The 23,572-nt window shown below is 47.2% G+C and carries 16 protein-coding genes and 1 pseudogene; 1 reads left to right on the plus strand and 16 read right to left on the minus strand.

What is annotated here, in order from left to right; genetic code table 11:
- From QZ076_RS10560 to QZ076_RS10615, 12 genes and pseudogenes are all read right to left on the minus strand, one after another.
- Positions 1-403, minus strand: a pseudogene (locus QZ076_RS10560) (hypothetical protein); the annotation flags it as partial.
- Positions 404-1,162: 759 nt separating this feature from the next.
- A complete protein-coding gene (locus QZ076_RS10565) occupies positions 1,163-4,549 on the minus strand; it encodes a BACON domain-containing carbohydrate-binding protein (RefSeq protein ID WP_293713193.1) in 3,387 nt (1,128 codons plus the stop codon).
- 13 nt (positions 4,550-4,562) lie between these two features.
- Positions 4,563-5,717: a fimbrillin family protein gene (locus tag QZ076_RS10570; RefSeq protein ID WP_293713195.1), complete on the minus strand. Its 1,155-nt coding sequence runs from the start codon at positions 5,715-5,717 to the stop codon at positions 4,563-4,565.
- An 85-nt stretch (positions 5,718-5,802) separates the two neighbouring features.
- Entirely contained in the window at positions 5,803-6,924 is a 1,122-nt protein-coding gene (locus tag QZ076_RS10575) for a fimbrillin family protein (RefSeq protein ID WP_293713197.1), read from the minus strand.
- A gap of 23 nt (positions 6,925-6,947) precedes the next feature.
- Positions 6,948-8,270: a fimbrillin family protein gene (locus QZ076_RS10580; protein WP_293713199.1), complete on the minus strand. Its 1,323-nt coding sequence runs from the start codon at positions 8,268-8,270 to the stop codon at positions 6,948-6,950.
- Positions 8,271-8,317: 47 nt separating this feature from the next.
- Positions 8,318-9,259, minus strand: coding sequence for a fimbrillin family protein (locus QZ076_RS10585; RefSeq protein WP_293713201.1), 942 nt, complete (start codon positions 9,257-9,259; stop codon positions 8,318-8,320).
- A gap of 21 nt (positions 9,260-9,280) precedes the next feature.
- Positions 9,281-10,231 carry a fimbrillin family protein gene (locus QZ076_RS10590; RefSeq protein ID WP_293713203.1) on the minus strand — a complete coding sequence of 317 codons (951 nt, stop codon included), beginning with the start codon at positions 10,229-10,231 and terminating at the stop codon, positions 9,281-9,283.
- Between the two features lie 64 nt (positions 10,232-10,295).
- Entirely contained in the window at positions 10,296-11,207 is a 912-nt protein-coding gene (locus QZ076_RS10595) for a fimbrillin family protein (RefSeq protein ID WP_293713205.1), read from the minus strand.
- Between the two features lie 34 nt (positions 11,208-11,241).
- Positions 11,242-12,159 carry a hypothetical protein gene (locus tag QZ076_RS10600; protein WP_293713207.1) on the minus strand — a complete coding sequence of 306 codons (918 nt, stop codon included), beginning with the start codon at positions 12,157-12,159 and terminating at the stop codon, positions 11,242-11,244.
- Positions 12,160-12,190: 31 nt separating this feature from the next.
- Positions 12,191-13,099, minus strand: a complete 909-nt coding sequence (locus tag QZ076_RS10605) for a DUF5119 domain-containing protein (protein WP_293713209.1) — start codon at positions 13,097-13,099, stop codon at positions 12,191-12,193.
- 15 nt (positions 13,100-13,114) lie between these two features.
- The gene (locus QZ076_RS10610) at positions 13,115-14,494 is read right to left on the minus strand and encodes a DUF3575 domain-containing protein (protein WP_293713211.1); all 1,380 of its coding nucleotides are present in this window, start codon (positions 14,492-14,494) and stop codon (positions 13,115-13,117) included.
- A gap of 508 nt (positions 14,495-15,002) precedes the next feature.
- Positions 15,003-15,917 (minus strand): site-specific integrase, encoded by a 915-nt coding sequence (locus tag QZ076_RS10615; protein WP_293713213.1) that lies wholly within the window; start codon positions 15,915-15,917, stop codon positions 15,003-15,005.
- A gap of 188 nt (positions 15,918-16,105) precedes the next feature.
- On the opposite strand from QZ076_RS10615, the gene QZ076_RS10620 reads away from it, so the two are divergent.
- On the plus strand, positions 16,106-16,570 hold the full coding sequence (locus QZ076_RS10620; protein WP_293713215.1) for a TspO/MBR family protein: 465 nt from the start codon (positions 16,106-16,108) through the stop codon (positions 16,568-16,570).
- On the opposite strand, the gene QZ076_RS10625 is transcribed toward QZ076_RS10620, so the two are convergent.
- From QZ076_RS10625 to QZ076_RS10640, 4 genes are all read right to left on the minus strand, one after another.
- A complete protein-coding gene (locus tag QZ076_RS10625) occupies positions 16,571-18,142 on the minus strand; it encodes an ATP-binding protein (protein ID WP_293713217.1) in 1,572 nt (523 codons plus the stop codon).
- Between the two features lie 38 nt (positions 18,143-18,180).
- A complete protein-coding gene (locus QZ076_RS10630; RefSeq protein WP_293713220.1) occupies positions 18,181-19,500 on the minus strand; it encodes a sigma-54 dependent transcriptional regulator in 1,320 nt (439 codons plus the stop codon).
- Positions 19,501-19,550: 50 nt separating this feature from the next.
- Entirely contained in the window at positions 19,551-20,726 is a 1,176-nt protein-coding gene (locus QZ076_RS10635; RefSeq protein ID WP_293713223.1) for a DUF418 domain-containing protein, read from the minus strand.
- Between the two features lie 366 nt (positions 20,727-21,092).
- Positions 21,093-23,567 (minus strand): ATP-binding protein, encoded by a 2,475-nt coding sequence (locus QZ076_RS10640; protein WP_293713225.1) that lies wholly within the window; start codon positions 23,565-23,567, stop codon positions 21,093-21,095.
- Between the last annotated feature and the right edge of the window lie 5 nt (positions 23,568-23,572).

Below are 23,572 nucleotides of genomic sequence, written 5' to 3' on the forward strand. Positions count from 1 at the left end.
GTATGTCACACTGAAGGACATAACAGTCTTTGGTGTAATTGGCCGAACATTGGGCTATAAACCGTTTCAGGCGGTTCACAGCAAACAATGTGCCTTTACCGACACGGCACGAATAGCTATCCAGTATAAACTCCCTTTCAAATAAAGGGTTGATACGTGCTGCCAGATAATGATGTACCACCCGGTCGCGAAAAGAAGCTGCAAAGACTTCCCGTTTGACAGGTTCGAGTACGACAAATGCATCCGAACGCGAAATCTTGTAGCGCCCTTCTTCTATCTCTTTATATAATGTATAGAGATTATGCTCCGCATCTATCTCAAACTCCATAGCAGCTGGCGTTCTCCGTTTCGTCTTACGGCATTCGTACCATGCTTCCAGCAAAGATTCAAAATCTATTTTCATTTTATACTCCATTTATTCAAGATTCGCTAACAAGTCCCGGACACAGCGAACATAGCGATTGTTGTTCGTGTTGTTGTTATTGAAATTGCCATTGTTGAAGTTCAGTTTGCAGCGGTTATTGCTGTTGCCATTGTAGACCGAACTACTCCAGTAGTAATTGCTGATGAACGGTGTAGTTGTCACTTATAACTTACAAACGGGGCTCCCCGATGTAATTTTAACAGAACTCACATCCTGTGGACAACCGGATTCGTCCGAATCTTTACGCTACCATACGCCGTAACGATATGGTATTCTGAAGTTCAAACTATTTTTATCTGTCATTTACTTCTATTTATCTCTTATTTTCCGGACATTCATTCCCAAAGATTCCAAACAAGTCCCGGACACAGCGAACATAGTTATTGTTGTTCGTGTTGTTGTTATTGAAATTGCCATTGTTGAAGTTCAGTTTGCAACGGCGATCGCTGTTACCATTGTAGACCGAACTACTCCAGTACCAATTGCTGATGAACGGTGAAGTTGTCGCTCGTAACTTATAAACGGGGCTCCCCGATATAATTTTAACAGAACTCACATCCTGTGGACAACCGGATTCGTCCGAATCTTTACGCTACCATACGCCGTAACGATATGGTATTCTGAAGTCCAGACTATTTTCTTATTTCATATACTTACTCCTTTCTGTTTGATTAATTTTCAAATTTCGACCGCCTTACGGCGGTCTTTCGGTTTTAAATTGTTAAATTGATAAATTGTTCAGTTATCCCGGACACAGCGAACATAGCGACTGCCGTCCGTGCCGCTGTAATTGAAACCGCCACTGGTGAAGTACAGTACGCAGCGGTTATTGCTGCTGCCATTGGAGACCGAACTACTCCAGTAGTAATAGCTGATGAACTTAGCGCCGAGTGCTGTTGATGCATCCTCATTATCCGTTGCATCATTATTTGTTCCTTTACACTTTGTCCACATAGCAAACAACTCGATCTGGGTAGGCAAACGCCAACCAGCACCTTTACCCGTACAATAATTTTTTGCTGCACTATTATTATAGACATAGGTTGAAGAACTTTGAGTACTCTCAACCTCTACTGTATAAGGTGTACTTATTGTATAAGCAGAAGAATTTCCTTTATAATCACTACCACCTCCCGTTACATTTCCATTATCATAATTAAAAGGAGGATAAGCTGTGTTAGAATTCCATGCCTTATAAGCATCCGCTATAGCCTGATCAATCGTCACAGTATTTGTCAACCCAGCTTTCTGCTTTACCTTCACCTCCTTTGAATGATTACCTCCAGTGACTGCAATAGTAAATGTAACCTCACGGGCACCACCGGTATTCGCTGTAGAAGAGAATGTCACTGTTTGAGCACCGCCATTAGCCGTTTCCGAAGTGGTACCGGGAGTTATTCCATTTGTTTGCACAGACGGAGTTACCGTCCACGGCAAACCATCCGTACCGGTAACCTTTACAGAACCCGAAGTTTCAATATTCTCCAACTCAATCTCCGTTTTGTCAACAGTAAACGTTGAACCCGACTGTTTGATTTCAACATTCTTAGTTATATTCCCGGCTTTAACAGATATATTGGCAGCTGCACGTTCGGTACTATTCAAATTGACGGCGTTTGTTTTATACCCAAAAGTCTGATCTGCTCCGTTCGTTGTTCCTGATGTTGTTCCTGTTAACGTCAACCAGTCAGGCTTAGTGACAGAAAAAGACAAACCCGAAGTTCCTTTAAAAGTGAATGTCCCTTCGTCACCTTTTGTGGCTGCCAATGTGATTTTACTACCGGAAGCCGTTAAGGAAGAAGCCTCCTGAGTAACAGCAATCGTTTTAGTCAACCCCGCATCCGTACCATTGACGGCATTACCGACTTTTACGGTAATCGTTCCCTGACGAGTGGATGCATCAGGATTGACGACAGCATTATAAGTGATAGTCTGAGCAGCATCGGTCGTATTGTTCGTTCCGCTAGTTGTACCTGTTAAAGACAACCAATTACCGGTAGAAGCAACACCCACATTCCAGGACAGACCCGCAGTGGCGGTAAAAGTGGAAGTGTTACCCGTAGAAGCTATTGCTGCTACTGTCTTGGTGGCAGCATCTGCATTCAAGGTTGCACCCGACTGGTTCAGAACGATACTTCCTGTCGGACCGACAGAGGCATCACCCGCACGGACGGTGACCGTGCCGCTACGGGGAGAAGAAGAGGGATTTACGGTTGCCGTATAGTTGATCGTCTGAGGCCCTCCAGTGGTAGGTGTTCCCGAGCCGCCGGAATTTAAAGTGATCCAGCTGCCCGACGTTACACTCGATGCCCAAGCTAATCCTGCGGTGGCCGTAAACGAAGCATCACCGGTCGCTCCCTTGGCAGCTATACTGTTAATAGTCGAACCGTTAACGGTCGAACCTGCCTGACTAACAGCTATCTCCTGCTTCAACCCTGTGTAAGTGGCATCACCCACAGAAGCACCCGCTTTCACTATGATTTTTCCGCTACGTGCCTGTGCCGAAGGATTAGCAGCCGTTGTTTTTACTTTAAGTATCTGTGCACCAGCTGGTGCCTCACTTCCGGAAGTTCCCGGATTTGTTGTCGACCAACCCAGCCAGCCGTCACCATCGCTCAAAGCGGCAAGCCACTGCAAACCCTCGGTAGCAGTAAAAGAAGATTCACCCTCCGAATTCTTTGTGGCAGTTAACGAAACAGCATTTCCTTTCGTCAGGGTCGAACCGCTTTGAGTGATCGTTATCTCCTGATTAACTCCATTCACTTCGATATTAAACGAAACAGATCGCTTTTCTGCTTTCGGATTAGCAGATACAGCCTTAAATACTACATTAGCAGGTCCCTGATGCGTGATGGTTGCCCCCGTAGGGATATCTTTCCCATCCAGTACGGCGGATAACCACTCAGGCATATTAAACTCCCACGGCTGACCTGGACGGGCGGTTATCTGTATATCCTTTTCACCGCCTTTATTTGCCGGCATTTCACTCGGATCGACCTCAATAGGAGGTATTTCGCCAACGGTGATACGTTCGTCAGAAGCATCTATACCTACCAATGTGACCGTCATCGTATAATGAGAATTGCGGATGATATCGTAATTGTTCATGTTGCTACCCGGGTAAAAAGTGAAACTTACATCCTTATAAGTGACACCTCCCTGTACGGCATCGCCGGACAACACGATACAAGTCGCATTCGTAACGCCTTTTCCGGTCTTCTTTTTCTCCGAATCGACTGCATTTTCTCCGCTAACGGTACCCGCCATATTCTCCGGTAGGTACCAGTAGACCGTAGCACCTGCATTATTGGCCGTACCTGTATAGTTACTATAAGTAACACCTGTCGTCAATTGTCCTGTCGGTGCCTCCACCTGCGATACGGATGGAGCATTCTTCAAAATGACCGATGTAGGTGTAAACGCAAAATCATTCCCCATCGAATAAGTAAACGTAATCCTGGCGAGGAGGCGTTTCAGGTTCACAGTAACCTCTTTCACTCCACCTTCCTGTACAATTCCTTCCCAGGTTCCTGTCATCTTACATAAGTTATCTTCAGGCAAGCCCTCACCAGTGGATTTATGTGTCAATGTCCGCTCTTTCAACGCCTTTTCGGTAGCCACTTCTCCCAGATCGCCGGCATTCGCTACAAACCACACACGACTTTTAGCTCCGCTCTGGCTCTGCTTCAACTTCACATTCACCGTATTATCAGCCATCGAGGAGATATACTGGCTAAACAGCCGGGTTCCGGATGTAGCATCGTACTGTCCGACCCACAAACTGGCAATCTTATTTTCCTGTATCTCCGACAACGGAGCGGCAGCCCGTGTCCGCACCGTATCGCTTACAGCCGCTACCAACGTGTCGGCATCTATCGTACCCTCAGACCTACATGTTATACTCCGTGTCACGGGTGTCTGGTTAGCCAGCACATGCAGGTTAAAACCCGCTTCCACATCTTTCAGGGCATGCGGTGGGATCACATCTTCTTCCACTTCGGACTGTGTGCAGCCACCCGCCACCAGTAAGATCAGATACACAAACAACCATCCCAGCAATAAGCCGATGCGCAATCTTCCGATCCTCGTCAAAGGCCTCCATCCTGTTTCACTTCCTCGTTTCATTGTATTTCGTTTTTTAATTTCCTCCAATTTCCCCGTTTCCGCTCCAGGGTATTTCAGTCCATTTGGCAACAACTATCGTAGTGCCGATCCCCTCATTCACATCCGGATCGGGATAAGGCTCGTCGGGGCCTCCGACGTTATCATCTTTAAATGCGATTGCATTCCAGTCGAGCACCTTCATCAGCAAGCTGCTTTCGTTGTTCTTCACTTCCAGCGTAAAAACATACCGCTTACCTTCGTCGAAAGAAATATTCTTATCGATCGTCGCTTTCAGGGTAGCCGTTTCATTGTCTCTTACCACTGTTATCTCTACATCGAAAGGCAGGTTGTTCTTGGGAATAAGGATTCCCTTTGTCTTGTTCAATCCGATATTTTCGGAGTCCGACTCCACCGGTTCGAATTCTTCGGCTGCAAATACGATCCGGGCCTCTTCCTCTTCACTCCCCCCGGTGGGCGGTATTCCGGTATCTTCGCCGGCTATCAGAGAGGCCCCCGAAGAAGATATCTTTTTCAGTTCCAGCTTTGTGCCGTACAATGTTTCGAAAGGCAGCGCGTTGTCGGGCGAAGGAGCCACATTAAACACCACCAACGCACATTTACGCCGGAAAGTGCCGAGTGTCACCACACGCGATTCTTTAGCAACCGCAACACCGCGGGCAAAAGCATCCATCACATCTTCCTTATGGGGGATACCGGTTATCTTATAATTATTATCGGCACCCTTCAATAGCTTCCGCGCCGGCGATACCGCATAAAAATCGTATACGCCCCCTCTCACCTGCAAGCCTTTGGCTTCTCCTTCCACTACCTTTCCGGCATCGTCCACCCGGCAGGGAGTCAACGCACCGTCATCGCCTATCCGATAAGTAGCCTCAAACGAAGGTTCATCCGTAGCAAAAGAAGCAGGTTGTTGCTTATCCCCGACGTTCCCGGTGAAATAAGCGCCGATCCGTACGGTTGTTCCTACAGGTAACGGCGTAGGTGTCGTCACCATTTCATCGGCACGGGTCAGTACCGCAGGCACTCCCAGGTCAGGCTTGCCGAAGCTAAGCATCACCAGCTGTGCCTCCTCCGGTACGATCTCTTCCACCGGTCCTGCCGTACACCCTACCAGCAAACTGCCGGCCAGTAACCCATACAGATATAGTTGTATTCGACTCCGTTTCATCTCAGTTCATTTTAATCTTTACTTGTCACATTCTTCTTTGTGAACGGGAGGGGTATCGCTCCCCGCCCGCCCTGTTTGTTGCAGCCTATTCTACCGGAATGTCGGTCGAACCACCGTCGTTCCAGCCGGATACTTCCATATTCGCTATAACGATTCCTTGCGGAAGCATACGGATATTATAGATATAATTATTCCCTTTCACCCAATCGGCTGTGAATGTGCCGGGATCAGCACTCCCTTCTGGCGGAGACATCGTGAACACGCGACCGTCGTCGAGTGTCAGCTCCAATGTAACGGATACACCCGTCACCGGGATCACCAGCCCGAAGGCCTGTACCGGCACCTGCGCAGATTCGTTCACACCGGTTCCGACAGCACGCATATCGCCATCGGCAGTAAAGGTCAGCTGGCTTACCGGTGTCAGCGTACCGCTCAACTCCCCTGTCAACAGGTTCAGCTTGGCAGAAGTCGACTTTTTAAAACCGTCACTGCTTTTCAATACCACCTTAGCCACATGGAAACCATCGAATGCTGTTCCCCCGTCAGCTTCCAGAATACGGAAACTCACCTTCGTCAGCGCATGCCGCATGGTTAAGGAAACCTCCGGATGCCAGCGGTCCACCTGATCGGATGCCGTGCAATAGAGATAATCATCCTGATCGGTATTCCACAGTACATCGGTAGCAGCATCCACCGCACCACCGCCGTCATTGAATACGAAATTCTGCTTTTCCGAGACTTTCACACTGCTCATTACCGGCACTTTCGGAGTGCCTGAGAGCGAGACGCTTTTATCGGCAGGCGAATAAGCATATACCGTTCCCTTTTCAGAGTACAGGTAGAGCGCCTCTTCGCCTTCCGCCAGTTCCCAGGCAGGCGTAACGGTATTGTAGGTGAACATCTGTGTGTTATTGCCGCTGGCATAAACGCTCACCGAACCGCTGCTGCTCTGCTTCGTGACACAAAGTCCTACCTGCGTCAGCGGATTCGGATTGGTGTCACTCCTCACGGGACCTCCGGTCACCAGGCTTCTCGTTTCTATCTCCACCGATAAGCCCAGGTTCTTAACCGACAGAGGGACACCTTTGTCTTTCCCGCCGTCTCCTCCATCGCCACCGGCTACCTGCAAAACGATATCAGCCTGTGTACAGGCAGTACACAAAAACAGGAAGAGCGCTAGCGGAAATGTATATAGATTCTGTTTCATGGGCTTTGTTTTAATGGAAATGATTACAGCGGGATTTCGTCCTGTTCGTTATCGACCCATGCTTCTACGGTAACATCCATTATCGTCAGCTTATTACGGCCGGCAGAAAGCGTATAGATGTAATTGTTGTTGGCAGCCCATTCATTGGCCGTCAGGGTTACCGGATATTCGACAGGAGTGTTACTACCCTCCTGCAGAGTGATTACCACGTCGATCTCTCCCTCATTGAAAGTGGTAGGATACACAATAGCACTGACCGTTTTGGATACCGATTTACCGTTTACAGAGCTGGTGCTGGTACCTGTCGATTTGAAAGCATGTTCACCTTCAGTTCCCGTTGTCGGATCCACCTGTCTCATCAGGATATAGTTCGTTATCGTACGAGCCATTCCGGTTGTCGTAGACGGGCCGGCAATCGTACCGTCAACCAAAGACATGGTTCCGGCTCCTACCTTGAAAGGATTTGCTCCGGAAGTTGTATTGTTTTTTATCTCGAACTTAGTAAATTTCACGTCATTAGTACTCAGGTTACCGCCATCGTACACCCGGAAAGACACCATAGACATGGCATGGTGCATATCGAGATTGATCTTATAACCAGGATTGTCCGCATTCTTATTATCCGGTTCGGCATCCGGAGTGACCGGTGTTTGTCCGTCCGCACGTCCGTTGTTCACATAACGTCCTTCTGTTCCTGCAAAATAAAGGTAATCCTTTTCTGTTGCCATCGCCAGGTTTATCAGATCCCCCTTGGCAGTCGTAGCCCAACTACCGGCGTTCCAATACTTCTTCGCATTGTTTTTCGTAGCATCTATTTCACCGGTAGTCAATACCGTTACCGGGATTTTCAGGTCAGATTCCTGAGTTATAGAAGAAAGAGTGGTCGCAAGATCTGCATTATAAGGATAATAGGCATATACTTTACCGACTGTTTTACTCAGATAATAAGGAACTTCTTTCGTATCGGCGAAAGTACCGGCTTTTGTTTTGACAGAAATCCAATTAGCTCCCTTTTCATCTCCCAGATACCATACATGATGGCCCGTATACTCTGTTCCGTCGGGCGTGTACCAACCGGTAGCACCGCTGTTCGTGACCAACACACCCAACCCCGGTGCATTATCGCTGCTTGAGAAATTGGCCTTATCATACGTGATCGCTTCACCGCTCACGACAGATTTGGTAGCCGCTTTGGTTCCGGCATCCACTTTCAGATTCGGGGTGATCCCCAACGCTACCTGGCCGTCGTTGCCGGGTCCGGTAATAATTTCCGTTTCCTCATTCGAGCAACTGACTGCTGTCAGCAGGGCAACTGCCATAGCGCCCATTGTCATTGTCTTTTTCATTTTCGTTCGTTTTTAATATAAATACTAGTTATAACTTATTCTATTACTTAAATCGGTATTTCGCCGGCATCTCGATCCGCCCATTGTTCTACGCCGACCGTCGTAGCCTGTATCTTCCGTCCGTCGGTGAAAAACAGTGAGACGACATGCCGTTTGCCGGCCTGAAAACCTCCTTCAACGGCAACCGATACACGGGAGACAGTTTCCGTTTCGTTCCCGTTGCCATCCTTTGTGGTCGTCACCTGCAATTGTATCGGGGCCGATAAGGCCGGAAGCAGGATATATCCCTGCGCTTCGGGAAGTTCTCCGCCTTCCTCTACCTGGGGAACCGGCAGACCAGCTATCTCCTGTACGGCTACAATCTTTATTTCTTCGGGTGAAGAAACATCGGCCAACGCGGGCGAAGCCGAAAGCCAGTCCAGTTGTTGCCGGGTATGTACCCCCGTTGCTTCTATCCGGACGATCTCTCCCCACCGGTCGGCCCGGTCGCTGTAGCAAACCAGACCGAGCTGGGTCAGCAGATGCCGGAACGTACAGGTGCGCAGGGGTGCAAAGCTGTTTCCCGACAGACTGCCCGTTGCCATCACATCCGTCATTCCGTCTATGGTAAAGGCTATCCGACCTGCCGCAGCATCCGCTTCACCGGTTGCCGGATAATAGCCATGCAAACGGATATTGCTTCCATCGGACGGATAGAGCTGCGTCTCGTCGAACACGACCGGACGGTTGCCCGCCCCGCCGCTCCGGACGGCTCCGGATATACTCCACGTACCATACGCTCCGGAGGCTGTTTCGTCCTGACGGGCAAAACACACAGCCAGATCCTTTTTATAGCCGGAGCCGATCACTGCACGGGTAGACACACCGATCGCCCCCTCCAGGCACACCGTCGTTTCGGGAACCGGCTGCAACGTCGAATCGCTGCCGTCCGAACAAGCGGTTAATGCCCAAAGGCAAACGATGGTGGCTATCACTATTATTTTCTTCATCTCCTGCTATTCTAAAAAGGATTATGCTCCGGGAGTGATCGTTGAACTGCCTCCGTTGCCCGGCTGCCATTCGGCAATGCCTGCTTCGATGGTGATCTCGCCGTCGATCGTGAAATTGAGGGTGATCAGGTGAGACTGTCCTTTCTGTGCTCCTCCGCTGATATTGCTGATAGGAACCTGTAATGTTTTTTCAGTTCCTTCGTAGGTCGCCTTTACTTCCAGGGCGATAGCGGCAGACTCCGTACCCATATCCGCGACGGGGTAGATCATCAGATATCCGGTCTGCGGGTCGACTGCATCGGGAGCCGATACTTCTTCCGGACAACCTATCACAGGCAGGCTGGTGCTGGCCGAACCTGTTGTCGCCAGCGTAGCGCCGCTTGTTTTGTCGAGCGACAACAACAGCGTATTGTGTACGTTCTTTACCGTAATAGATGAAACTTTTGTCCATTTCTTAACTGCTTCCGCCGAACCGGAGCATTTGAATTGCAACTGGGTAAGCAGGTGCTGAAAGGTGAATGGGGTAAACTTGGCATTAGCAGCCCCGGTCTGTACTTCTGTTGCCATAATGTCCTCGTCGCCCGTAATAGTGTAAGAGACTGTCGGGTTATTTTTCCCGCTCAGGGCAGCCTGCGGATAATAACCGATCAGCACCGACTGGCCATTGGCAGACATATAAGTCTGCGCCGTTGCAAACGTAACGGAGGTATTGCCGCCACCGCCGAGGCGGGTAGCATCGATAGCCGGCGTTGTCCAATCCGTATTAGATACCGGATTATCCAAACGTGCAAACGACACAGCCAGATCACTGCCATAACCGGCATCGATCACCGCACGGGTAGCCTCTCCGATACCGGCACTTACCTGCATCGCTTCCGGGGTACCTCCCACAGCAGGTTCTTCTTCGTTGGAACAGCTGCACAGAAAAGCCGTCGCCAACATACTCATTACTAAAAATTTGTTTGTTCTCATTTTATTTCTCGTTTAATAATAATACTAGTTTCATTTATTTTCAATAATAAGCCAATTTGCTAATCTACTCTGTTACCGTTCCGTTTCCGGAGGCACCTACCTGCCACGGGGCTACAGTGGCTGTTCCTTCGATGGCTATTTCACCTGTTTTCAGGAATGACAAAGTGATCAGATGAGAATTTCCGGCCAGGGCATTCAGACCTTCTTTGGTAGACGCATCCATAATGCTGATTTCCGGACTGGTTGTACCACCTTCATAGGTCACTTTCACTTTTACGCCGTTCAATGCCTGTATCATGAAAGGTTCACCGATCTTCGTCACATCTTTGGTAAGCTGGGTAGATGTAATGCCCGGTACCGGCAATGTAGCTGCAGCCTCATACGTAACAGTACCGTCTGCGATCGTCATTGTCTTCGGATAAGAAGCAGCTAAAACTTCTATTTTCGTGATCTTCTTATCCGGGTTTGCCGTCAGATAACCATCCGATGCCTGTACCTGGAAATTCAACTGCGTCAGTGCATGAGTAAAGGAAAACGCTCCTGCCGGAACACTTTTGCTTCCGCTAACGATACCGCCATACATCACATCCTCCGTTCCTGTCTGCAGAAAAGTCACGACCCCCGATAGGGAAGCGATCTCCGGATGCCAGGCTGCCATATAAACATTTCCTGTGGCCGGATACACCTTCGATACATTCAAAGGGACCGATGTTCCCGCCGCTGTTTCGGCAGCAACCAATGTGATACTGTTCTGCCATGCAGGGGCTGCCGTCCATGATGGAGGAGTTTGCGCTCCTTCAAAAGCGGTGATAGCTGCCGTAAACGTATCGCCCGTAACGACCGGCGCTTTGGTTATAGCTCCGCTTACGGTTGCTCCGACCCTGATTTCAGATGTTTGAAGCTCTCCTTCTTCCGAAGAAGAGCAACCCGACATCACTACCGCCAGAAAAGCGGCATACATCCATACTTGTTTCATACTTTCTTTTATTAATTGATTAAATAATATATGTTCAATCGATAACTCCCGTTCCGTTATTCCCTCTCTTCCATTCCGATACCTGTGCCGACAGGGAACAGGCACCATCGGCACGAAGCACGACCGACAAGAGATAAGAAGTGCCGGATGCCGGATAGCCATCCGTTTCATGAAACGATACCGGCAACCGCTCGAACCGCGTCAGATTGCCTGCACGGTCTTCCAGTATCACCGTCAGGCCGACCGCAACACCGGGCTGTATCATGACCATTTCCGACATGTCTACCCAATCGGTATCCAGCGGCAGACACTCGCCGCCGGCCATCCGGTCAAGGACGACTACCCCCTTTTGTTCGCCGGAGAAAGTCAACCCTTTATCCGGCATCGACAATACGGCATCGCATTGTACACCTTCCGCCACAAGGCCGAAAAGTTTCCACCCTTTCTCTTTCCCAGCCTCGTCACACCGGAACTGAAAACGTAACTGGCTCAGCAGATGGGTAAACCGGAACGACTTTCCTTCCTGCCAGAACATATCCGTCAGGGAGCCATTCTGTTCGTCGGTCACCAGCAAGTCCTGCCGTCCGTCGATCGAATAAGCGATCCGCCCCTCACCTGCCAACCGACCTTCAGGTGCAAAGCCGCGCAGATAAATACGACTGTTGTCTGATGGATAATATTTCGGTTCCGTCAGACTCGTGCTCCCATCCGCTTTTACCCGGGCTTTCCATATATCCGTATACTTTCCCGATTCATTGCCTTTGGCAAAAAATACGGAGTCGGCAAAAGAAACCTCGCCCGATAGCTTCTCCGAAAAGGCACGAAGCACCAGCTTTTGCCCCAACGGATCGGTTAAATCTCCGTCACTGTCTGAACAGGCCGCCATTATTGTTCCTAAAAGGACAAATACAGACAGATACCATCCTCCTACATATCTGTTTTTAATCTTCATTTCCCTATACGTTATTATATATCAAGTATTGTCAGTTTTCCACCTCACCGGTTCCTTCTTTCCAGCCGGACAGGGTGATCGTTGCACCTTTTATCTCATCATACGCGATCTCCAGGTCGAGTACGACATGAGCCGATATGCTTTGCTCGAACGCGTTACCCACTACTCCGGTTATATCCGTAAACGAAGTGACCTCTTTTCCGTCTTTCAGCGTAAGCGTCAGGTAAAGTTCGACCGGATCACCCTCCTCGCCTCCGTCAGACAGGCCGAACAGATTAAGAGAAGATGTATATACTCCCGGATTAGCCGCTTCCGGCTCGAATGCCATAAAAGCCGGGGTATCGAACAATGCTTTTCCCGTCGGGATCTGTACCTGCGACGAAACGCCTGTCAACCGGCCGGATAGTCCCGTCAACCGGGTATCTTCTCCTCCTGTCACCTTTATATTGAGTTCCAGCGTCTTCACCAGACTGACCGGATACAGCTCTTCCACAACGGTCTTTTCTCCTCCTACATCGATCGACTGACAACCCGTACCGTATAAATTACCGGGACGTGCAATATGTACGGAAGCGGATTTTAAAGCAGAAATCTGCCGGGCCTTGCCGAAAGCCCGTTCATAGCCGTTATCCATTTCCAGCAGGACATTATCGCAATCGGTATTGCAAACCACCACCTTATATTGTCCCGACGGCAATGTCCCTTCATAACCCGAAGCACTTCCTAGGCGGACTATCGGGCGCCCGGTCCCGTCTTTATAGAAATAATAGGTCATAGCCGACGGATAACTGCTCCGGGTCTGCCATTCAAGAGACAAACGCACTTTACCGTTCTTCTCCCAATCTTCGTCGGGCATACGATAGACACAAGACGACACCGTAAAGGCACATGCAAGAAGTGCTATCCAACCCGTTATTCTATTCTGTTTCTGCTTTTTCATATATTTACCCTTTCCTTATCTGATTTGAAAACGATACACCAGGCTGACTTTCAGCCCGACCATAAAACCCGTCGACGAAAAACGGCTTTCCAGATAATTCTTGTCGTCTATTTTATCGTAGCGATATTTCTTCCCGTCGAAAACCGAACGGTACCCTGTCCGCACACTCGCCTCGGCACAAAAACCTTTTCCTAAAGGAATCAGGCAGCCGATCGAAGCCCCTAACGTCCAGAAACGGCCGGTCCTGCCATAGAGCACATCTTCATCGGGATCGATATCGCTACCTCGTACATCGAAATCGCCGTATTCACCGAACAAGCCGGTATTCAACCAGGTAAATTTTCCGGGAGTGAGAGGCCACACACGGGGTTCGACCGAGAATTCGGATATAGACCAGCGGTCGCGTGTCTTATCTTTATAGGAAAAATCGGAATACATGCCCGACACGGCAACCGACCAACGGTCGGAAAAATAGCATTCCACCTCCAGGTTAGGCATAAAGGAGCCGGTTTGAAGCTTCACGTCTCCTGTACCCAACTGAACGGAAGGAGAGACTGTAAACCAGGGTAATAAATTGGTCTTGACGGACATATACACAGGCGATCCCGGAATTGAAGGAGACGGATGCCGGCTGGTAACCGCTACGGGTTCATCCGCTTTTGCCGGTATATCCTCCGTTACTTTATTCACCGGAACTTCTTTCCTGACAACTCGCGTTTTTTCATGTGTCGTTACAACTGTTGAAGACAGAGGATTCTGCACTGACTCATCCACTACCGAAGCCAAGCGGTAATCTTCCAGCTCAGAAGGATCGAACAACGGATCGTCGATACGGTATACCACACGATCGTAACCGCCTACCTCTCCCCGTCCGAATAGGTCTGCGTAGGGTATGGCTCCATATTTCTCCAATGCATCCCGGATGGCTTTCGGATAACGGCTTTCACTATACCGGATCGCGGTATTAGCAAACCAGGGAAGCGGTGATTCCACCAGATAAACGTGTACCCTGTCCCGATAACTTCCACTGCGATCGATATAGAATGCTACACAATCACCGGGAATATCCAACCGGGTTTTCAGATAGGCACGGATACGGTTTGCACGAAGAGACGCTTCATTGACAACGGCAAAATCTTCCGAGTCGTAGGCGCTCACATGCGATATGATCAGCACATGACAACTTCCCGTTAACATTTGCTTTCTTAAAAGTGGAAACAATCGTCCCATCCGTTCCAACTGGTAAGCATTGTCACCGAAATCAGCCAGGAACATATCATTATTTTCCTTAAAGGAAAATAAAAAAGATTCTGCTTTCGTATAGGAGGTAGTTTGAGCTTTTACTTCCGGGAAAAAAAGCACAGAAAGCAGGAACAAGCTAAGTGTGGCTCTCATTACTTCTAGTATCCTTTTATGTGTTTGCTGTTTCATCCTATACATCCCCCTATTAGCTTTTGATATTCAATTTTTCTTGATTTTTCTTCCCTTATTTATATAATAAGGGAAATCAGTAAAAAAACTTTTTTTAGGAGAAAGATTTCGCCCCCAGAAATGGCATATAATGCAGGATTGAGATTTTTTTGAAGTTCTTTTAGGGAAAAAATGGACAGAGATAATAACAGTTTTTTTCTAATAGACATTAAAGAGATAGCATTCCCAGCCCCCTTCATGCCTAGACTATCTAAAATTCAAGTTATAGGGTGATAAAAGAAGAAAATGTGTGAATATATACTAAATAGATGTGCTTTTTTTAATAAAACACTTTCAAAGCCTTGTTTATTCGTAGGAATCTATCTATGTTTGCACAGTACTTTATCTCAAATAATAAATCTAAGAGACTATAAAAGCCTATGTTTGAGATAGAAACAACATTTTTCCCTTATTATATAAATAAGGGTGTATCCTACGCTCTCATCATAGCTTCTACTTCCCCTGTTACAACATGTGTTGCTTCTGCCATTTTATCAGGTTCAAAAGCTTTCAGATAGATACGGGTCGTTGCTTCCGAGGTATGTCCCAGCGCCTGGCTGATGATACCGATCGGTACTCCCTGATGATGAGCTTCCGAAGCCCATCCATGACGAAAGACGTAAGTAGTCAGTATATCCACCAGTTCAAGGTCGATACATATCTGCTTCAAATACTGATTTTCCTTTGCCAGACAATATTTATACTGTTCGTGCGTGGCATTCTCCGGCAATACGGGAAAAAGATAACAGGCATCGGGGCTATTATAACGGTCTATCAACAATTGCATCCCGTGATTGATCTCCATCTGAATCAGGATACCTGTTTTCCGCCTGCGATAAGCCAGAATTTTACCACCATCCTTCAAATTCGCTTTTGTCAGATGCACGATATCTACAAAAGGAATACCACAAGCCAGAAACGAAAACAGGGCTATATCGACAGCCAGCTGTTTCCGGGGTTCCTCTTTCAATTCGAGCAAAGCCAGTTTTTTGATTACTTCAACCGATACGGCACGTTTCATTGTTTCCTCACGTTTCAAATGAATGCCGGTAAAAGGCGATTCGGAAGGACGGCCTTTCCATCCCATACAGGCACGGTTATACATGGCACGCAGGTTACTGATATAGCTGTTCACGCTATTCACTTTGAGTCCCTTTTCCTTCAGCCATTTCAGAAAGGCATGTACCATCTGTGGTGTCACATCCTTCAACCCCGGCTCGAGGCCTCCATTAAAATGTATGAAATGGTTCCGGACAGTCCGATACAAGTCTGCCGTACTTTCATCGCCTGCAGCGCGTTTCTCCTGTTCCTGCAGCCTCATCTGTTTGCAAAAATCCTTATGTTTCATAACTTTTCCCTATTTTTAAGAAGGGCAAAGATACAACAATTACTCCCCGACAAAAGTTAACCGCGCAGCCAGTTCTCACTCCCTGCGCAGCCATCTTTCACTATCCGCGCAGGGAGTAAAAACTGGCTACTATCACAAACATAAACCTTAAGGTTTCGCGCTTTGTTATATAAGAAAAGCAAACGATCATGAGAAAAGTATTATCCATCATTATCCCTATTCTGGTTTGTTTCCTTGTAGGATTTACTGCCAGCTACTTTCAGGCTGACGCAATAAAGAACTGGTATCCAACTCTCATCAAGCCGGCACTCACCCCTCCGAATATCGTCTTTCCAATAGCCTGGAGTATTCTTTACTTATGTATGGGTATCTCGATCGGACTGATCATTAATTCAGCAATAGAACAAAAGCGATTCTTTGTGAAAGCATTCATCATGCAGTTATTCTTCAACTTCACCTGGAGCATCGGTTTCTTTTATTTCCAGAATCCGCTTATCGGATTCATCAATATCCTGCTGCTCGATATATTCGTTATCAACTACACCCTAAAGAGCTACTTTGTCAGCAAGGCTAGTTCTATTTTATTCATCCCCTATGTAGCGTGGCTGCTGTTCGCAACTTATCTGAATGGGTATATATTGATGTATAATTAACTACTGCAGCGTGATAACCTTCCATTCCTCTATATTACGTGTTGCAGGGTCGAATGAAGCACCTACTTTTATCAGTTGGCGTCCATCGGAAGTATATGGAATAAGATAGCCTTTATCATCGATCTGTCGGAGGGCTTCATCGACAGAACCTTTTAATTTGAATTCGAATACATAGATACGCTTATCTGTTTTTACTACGGCATCTGCGCGTCCGCGGGCGCTGCGTACCTCTGCGTCCACAAATTGTCCGAGCAGTTTGAAAACAAGGTAAAAGATCACCTGATAATGCCGTTCGGTCCTATCGTTCAGTTCATAGGATATATCGCCAAAAAAAGCACGCAAACGAGTCATAAATGCATCTACATCGCCGTCACGCAGTTCTTTTGTAAACTTGCCAATATAAAAAGGAGCATCCGTACCTGACAACGGAGTGTAAAATGGAGCAATAAAATTCAGCCAGCCATATTTCACTTCTGTGTTAGGGTAACCCAACACATAATAGTTTAATTCAGGATCATAACCTTTGATCGTCAGATACCCACTCTGGTAAATCACCGGTACGGGATTTTTGAAGTCCATGCGGTAATCGGTCAGGGCGGCGGCAGGCACCTCGATGCCATCCAGCTTGCGCAAGTCATAATCTGTTTTCTTCAGCATTTCCACTAAAGAGGTAGGAGTACCGGTAGCAAACCAGTAGTTTTGGAACAGCATGCTACTGAATACATTCAGTATACTGAACGGATTATAGATTCCCTCTTTAAAAACGGGCGTGAAATAATATCCATCGTATTGCAGGGTGAGTTTATCCATTGTCTCTGCATAAGTCAACCCGTTTGTTTCAGCGAGTACAGCCAGTTCCGGTTGAAAATTCTGCTCGATTTCCTTTCCGGTCAAGCCACAGATAGTGGCGTAGAAAGGACTCATACTGATATCCATCAACTGGTTCAGATTACTGAACACACCCAGTTGCGAGAATTTGGTTACACCGGTAATGAATACGAACCGCAGGTAGCGGTCGGCATCCTTCAATACAGTATAGAAGCCGGTCAGCATTTCGCGGTAAAGGTGGTGCAGGCTATCGTCGGTCAGGCTTCGAAGCAAGGGTTTATCGTATTCGTCGATAAGAACGACCACCTTCTGTCCGGCCTTTTCGTTAGCCTGCCGAATGATTTGCATGAAGCGTCCGGCATATCCTAACTCCTTATTGGTTTCGCCGTACAGTTTCTCCCACTCAATAAAATGTCCTTCGAATACTTGTTCCAGGCTCCGTTTATCTTCATAAAACTGTGCATTGAGACTCAGATGTAATACGGGATGAACTGTCCATTGCTGTTCCAGCTTTTCCATAGCGAGTCCTTTAAATACCTCTTTCCTTCCAAGGAAATAAGCTTCAAGGGTAGAGAGAAGGAGACTTTTACCGAAACGACGGGGACGGCTCAGAAAAATCTGCGATCCGGTTGTGGCCAACCTGTAAACCAAAGCTGTTTTATCCACATATATAAAACCGTCTTCACGCAGTTTTGTAAAATCCTGTACCCCGACAGGCAGCTTTCTGATCGGCATCGTTTCCATACTCTATTGTTTTTAATGACAAACACAAAGGTAAACAATCAATCCAAATTATACAACTTCAACTTATTATAAAGCGTTTTACGGTCGATGCCTAAGAGTTGGGCGGCACGGGTTTTATTGTTGTTGGACTCCTGAAGAGCTCGTTTGATCAGTTCGCATTCGTGGGTTTCGTCTTTCAGGAGGATACGGGTGTCCCTCTCCTGAGCTTCCGTCAACTCTTCGGGAAGTTCGCGGCGGGTGATATACCGGCCGGTAGCCAAAAGGGTAGCATACTTGATGACGTTTTTCATCTGACGCAGGTTACCCGGCCATGAATACGACTGGAAGAGACGGATCGTCTCAGCGTCGAAACCGATAATGTCTTTCTGAAGTTCCGCATTCGCCTGATCGAGGAAATTATTGGCGAAAAGCAACAAGTCTTCTTTCCGCTCTTTCAGATCCGGGATACGGACGGTAAACTCATTGATACGATGATAGAGGTCTTCCCTGAAATCTCCTTTTTCAATAGCAGTTCGAAGATTCTCGTTCGTGGCCGAAATCAGCCTGACATTAATAGCGGTCTCTTCATTACTGCCGATCGGTTTGACCTTACGCTCCTGCAAAGCACGAAGCAACTGCACCTGCACCTCATAAGTCAGGTTACCGATCTCATCCAGGAAGATCGTTCCTCCATGGGCTGCTACAAAGGCTCCCGTCTTATTGTCTATCGCACCGGTAAACGATCCCTTCACATGGCCGAAAAATTCGGATGCCGCCAAGTCTTTAGGGATCGCCCCGCAATCGACAGCGATAAACGGAGCTTTACTACGGTTACTTAATTCGTGGATACGGCGGGCTATATATTCTTTACCTGTTCCGCTCGCCCCGGTAATCAGTACAGACATATCCGTCGGAGCTACCAGACGGACATGATCGAACAACTGACGGGCAGCAGGACTCTGTCCTTCAATATAAGTGTTGCCTTCCGATGATTTTTTAGCAACCGGATGTTCCACCGCAGGCGCTTTTACCACCTCACGGATCTTACCCAGCAACTCTTCCGGATTCAGCGGCTTGGCTATATAATCGGATGCCCCCAATTTGATGGCCTGCACAGCAGTCTGTATCTCCGCATAGCTCGTCATCATGATCAGAGGTAAAGAGTTGTATTTTTCCTTTACCCATTTCAACAAGTCGATCCCATCACCGTCCGGCAAACGCAGATCTGACAAGATCAGGTCGTAGCTGACACTCTCAATCTGGCGCTTTGCGTCCGAAACCGAGCTTAATGCCTTAACCTCAAAGCCTTTCTTCCCTAACCAGGTTGTGAGCATCAAAGAGAAAGTTATATCATCTTCAACTATAAGAACTGATGGCATACTTAAATTATATTTAAACCTTAGGCAAAGATATATATTTTAAGGATAAATCAGGAACAAATCCAGGTTGCTTTACGCCAGGCCCCTTCGAACGGCCCCTGTTTATGATTCTTTAACCACCAATGACAGAATCCCAGTTGAAGGACAAACAGCCCGATGCCGACTCCGAAACTGGCTGCTACTCCCAACACATTATACAGTGACAGACCATAGCCGAAATAGATAAATGTCCCTATAATAGACTGGCTTAAATAGTTTGTCAGACTCATCTTCCCATAAGGTACCAGAACAGATAATACTTTGTGACCGGATACCTGTTGCCACAAGAAGACAAAGAGTGCAACCAATACACACATGAATGAGAAATTACGGAAAGAGGAGACGATCGTGTTCATTGGAGACAACATACTTTTATTCGCTAACAGCTCCGGTAAAGCTTCCGCCAGATAATAAAGAGGAATAAAACAAACAAAGCCGATCAGTAACGTTCGAAGCCAAAATTTACGGTTCTCCGATAAATGGACAAACAGCTGGCGACGTCCGATCAACATACCTATAAGGAAGAGGGAAGCGGTCTGGAAGAAACGGCCATGACTCCATCCCCACAACAGGCTGAAAAGCTGTCCGTCCCACAGATTTGACTTTATCATTGCCCAGAAATCAGGCTGACTCAGGAACGGATACATATTTTTATGATGTACCAACCATTGACCCGGCGTAGCCACATACTCCGGATTATTCATCGCATAGAAAAATTTAGCCCACTCCACAGGTTGAAGCATCAATATAATAGCCGTTATCAATACAGCCTTGTCGCTCCACCGGCAGACCGGTATAAGAACAACCCCTACTATAGCATACAAAACGAGGATATCTCCGGGGAAGAACGCACCGTTGAAACAGCCGATCAGGAAAAGCAGGAACAACCGCCACAGGAAACGCAAACGGAAGTCTTTTCCTTTTTTAGCCTGGTTGTTATATTGAATGAAAAAGCTAAAACCGAATAAGAGGGAAAAAATCGCATATGCTTTTCCGCTGAAAAGGAAGAACAGGGTATCCCAGACATTCGTGTTAAGCGACTTCATGAACTCGGAAGTAGCTTCCGGGAATTCGTAGAAATTAAAATGTTCGATATTATGTAAAAACATAATTGCCATAACGGCAAAACCTCTTAAGGCGTCGACAACTTCAATGCGTGCCGACTTGAGTGGCATTTCGTGCTCCATGGTATTCTATTGGTCTTTTTTTATTAATGAGCGCAAATGTAGCAAACAAACTTACACCAAACAAAAAAAGCATCCCCAACAGATGCTTTTTTTGTTTTGCAGACTTAATAGAATACTCAGAAATAATCTTTTTTGCTTTAAACGGTTTAAATGTAGAAACGTCCACTTACGATTCTGATAATAGGAGTACGAAATTCATGCCAAAGTCCGCAAAAGAGCTTCGTTGATTTCATAAACTCTTATAACTTAACAGAAAAGGAAGATAAAATGTTCTAACAGACAAGAAGATAAAAATGCATTGTTGTAGAAATCAGGATACAACTGTGGAAAAAATCCACAACTATATTCCACATCATCATATAAGACCTACCCTATCAGCCTGGTAGCCTGGGCTATGATATTTTTTACTTCGGCGATTACCTCGGAAAGCCGACTTCTCCACTCTTCCTCCGCCATGAATTGTGCATTTTTTTCTATCGACCTTAGCTTTTCGACCAGGGAAGTTGCTCCCAACATAGTAAACAATGGGACCATTTTATGGGAAAGTTTTGCCGATTGCTCCCGGTTGCCTTCACTCAAACAGGCTTCCAGCAAATCATTGCTCTTTCCTGTCTCATAAATGAAAGTGGATAATATGGAATTGGACGCATCCTTATCTTCACCGGCAAATGCTGTAAGCGAATCGAATTTGAACTCTGTCGTCACTTCTATTTTCGTCGAAAGCAACTTATTCAATAACATAATCAGCTGGCGGGCCGTAAAAGGCTTATTCAAAAAGCCTGTAAAGCCGGATTCCAGATAATGATCGTGCTCATTTTCCACACTGGCAGAAAGAGCGATCACCGGGATCTTATCCATCCCCTGCATATAGGAAGAGCGTATCTGCGCAAGCAGTTGGAAACCATCCATTCCGGGCATCTGTATATCCGTAATAATAACATCGAACGTATTTTTCTCCAATAAACCGGTTACGGCAAACGGATCGGTACAACTTACCACTTCCACATGGTTCTGACGCAGGTATTCTTCTGTAAGGGCCAGTTGCAACGGGTCGTCGTCCACCAACAGGCAATAAATATCGCGTCCGGAAAATGCTGGTGTTGCAGGCTCGGCTACCGATTCTTCGGCTGCAGGAAGTACCTGTACATCCGCCACAGTTATTGGAAGCTCGATCGTGAAATCACACCCTTTGCCGACAACACTCTTTAGCAAGAGAGAACCACCCATCAGGACCGTCATCTTCCGGGTGATAGACAATCCCAGACCGAACCCTTCCGCCTTTTCACTTACCGATAGACGGGTAAATTCACCGAAAATACGCTCCTGCTCTTCCTCCGGGATACCGGGACCGGAATCACTCACAATCACATTCAGCTGCGCGCTGTTACCGGTAAGGACATTGACGGAAACAACCATCACAACCCTTCCTTCGCGGGTAAATTTAATAGCATTCGACAGCAGATTGCCTACCACCTGGCGAATGCGGATCGGATCGCTGACATACAGCTTATCGCTACCCGCCTCTTTCAGATTCAGGACAAACTCCAGCGACTTCGCTTCGGCTATCGGACGGAAGCTGGTATAGATCTCATTAAACAAGGTCGACACGCTGAACGGAATCCGCTGTATCTCTATCTGTCCGGATTCAAGACGATGGAAATCCAATAAATCGTTCACCAGAGAAAGGATATGACTGGCCGATCCGGACATGTTTTCCAGATAATATTGCTGTCTCTCGTCGGGATGCCTTCTCATCAATAAGTCTATGTAACCGATGATAGACGAGAGCGGGGCACGGATATCATGACTGATGGTCAGCATCATTTTTTCCCGGCTATGAAGCAGGTCCTCCGCATATTGCTTGGCCTTTTCCAATTGCATCCGGTAGTATTTACTTTTCGATATATCCCGCGTGATCATAAAGATGAAAATGATCACTATCACGACCGATACAATGGCAATTCCCGCGATCAACAAAGATGTTTCTCGCAGGAGCTGTTGCTTTCCTTGCATGCGTTCGAGCGAGGCATTCACTTCCTCCTCCTCTATATCACGTAAAATCTGATTGATCTTACTGGTTACGATACTATTATTATAACGTAGGTTGGCAGCACGATCCAATAACTGCTCCGACAACAATTTACGTTGATCGGCGACACTGTCCTGAATACTTTTCAATACACTTACAATCGTATCGGAGGGATTAAATGCATTCACCAATGTGTCCGTCACGATCTGGCGGGTCGTATTCACCACAATACTCGTATCGGGACGTCGGGGGGAGAAAGCATCGGCCAAGCGACGGAAAAAGCCACGGGGTTTTACCGGATTGAGAACGGTATCCTGCTTGACAACTACATGTTCTTTGATCTCCATCTGCTGAATGAGCGTATCCTGTTGGGCGATCACCTTTTCAATATTAAGCGTATAAAGATGTTCGGTATTGACCTCTTTCCAGGTTTCAAGCAGCCGGCTGGTATTTCTCCGCTTTTGCCTGAGCAGCATGTCGATCGTATCGATCTTCAATAATTGCACGGAATCGGAGATCAGGACCCGCAACGAGTCCATGTTACGATGGGCTTTATTCAAGGTACGGTTAAAATGCTTCACATCGTTTTGAGGCATACCGACAAGTTGCCCCAGCGCTTCGCTTTCATAAAGCAGGGATAACGTATTCGTGACCAGATAGACCTTCCGGCGTGCCTTGGTATCGGGCTCCTCCTCACCTGCTATCTGCTCCACGATCTGATAGATATATACGACCGAACATACTGCTATTACTATCAATAGCAGATATCCCATGATCACTTTGAGGGTTATATGTCCACTTTGTTCAGCCATGGAAC

Origin of the sequence: uncultured Parabacteroides sp., from assembly GCF_905196875.1 — a bacterium.
GTDB lineage: Bacteria > Bacteroidota > Bacteroidia > Bacteroidales > Tannerellaceae > Parabacteroides.

What these genes read in the sequence shown, in the direction of transcription:
- QZ076_RS10605 (WP_293713209.1), bottom strand. Translation starts at nt 13,099, where the DNA reads ATGAAAAAGCAGAAACAGAATAGAATAACGGGTTGGATAGCACTTCTT.
- QZ076_RS10635 (WP_293713223.1), bottom strand. Translation starts at nt 20,726, where the DNA reads ATGGAGCACGAAATGCCACTCAAGTCGGCACGCATTGAAGTTGTCGAC.
- QZ076_RS10620 (WP_293713215.1), top strand. Translation starts at nt 16,106, where the DNA reads ATGAGAAAAGTATTATCCATCATTATCCCTATTCTGGTTTGTTTCCTT.
- QZ076_RS10630 (WP_293713220.1), bottom strand. Translation starts at nt 19,500, where the DNA reads ATGCCATCAGTTCTTATAGTTGAAGATGATATAACTTTCTCTTTGATG.
- QZ076_RS10590 (WP_293713203.1), bottom strand. Translation starts at nt 10,231, where the DNA reads ATGAGAACAAACAAATTTTTAGTAATGAGTATGTTGGCGACGGCTTTT.
- QZ076_RS10575 (WP_293713197.1), bottom strand. Translation starts at nt 6,924, where the DNA reads ATGAAACAGAATCTATATACATTTCCGCTAGCGCTCTTCCTGTTTTTG.
- QZ076_RS10600 (WP_293713207.1), bottom strand. Translation starts at nt 12,159, where the DNA reads ATGAAGATTAAAAACAGATATGTAGGAGGATGGTATCTGTCTGTATTT.
- QZ076_RS10610 (WP_293713211.1), bottom strand. Translation starts at nt 14,494, where the DNA reads ATGAGAGCCACACTTAGCTTGTTCCTGCTTTCTGTGCTTTTTTTCCCG.
- QZ076_RS10625 (WP_293713217.1), bottom strand. Translation starts at nt 18,142, where the DNA reads ATGGAAACGATGCCGATCAGAAAGCTGCCTGTCGGGGTACAGGATTTT.
- QZ076_RS10595 (WP_293713205.1), bottom strand. Translation starts at nt 11,207, where the DNA reads ATGAAACAAGTATGGATGTATGCCGCTTTTCTGGCGGTAGTGATGTCG.
- QZ076_RS10585 (WP_293713201.1), bottom strand. Translation starts at nt 9,259, where the DNA reads ATGAAGAAAATAATAGTGATAGCCACCATCGTTTGCCTTTGGGCATTA.
- QZ076_RS10640 (WP_293713225.1), bottom strand. Translation starts at nt 23,567, where the DNA reads ATGGCTGAACAAAGTGGACATATAACCCTCAAAGTGATCATGGGATAT.
- QZ076_RS10565 (WP_293713193.1), bottom strand. Translation starts at nt 4,549, where the DNA reads ATGAAACGAGGAAGTGAAACAGGATGGAGGCCTTTGACGAGGATCGGA.
- QZ076_RS10580 (WP_293713199.1), bottom strand. Translation starts at nt 8,270, where the DNA reads ATGAAAAAGACAATGACAATGGGCGCTATGGCAGTTGCCCTGCTGACA.
- QZ076_RS10570 (WP_293713195.1), bottom strand. Translation starts at nt 5,717, where the DNA reads ATGAAACGGAGTCGAATACAACTATATCTGTATGGGTTACTGGCCGGC.
- QZ076_RS10615 (WP_293713213.1), bottom strand. Translation starts at nt 15,917, where the DNA reads ATGAAACATAAGGATTTTTGCAAACAGATGAGGCTGCAGGAACAGGAG.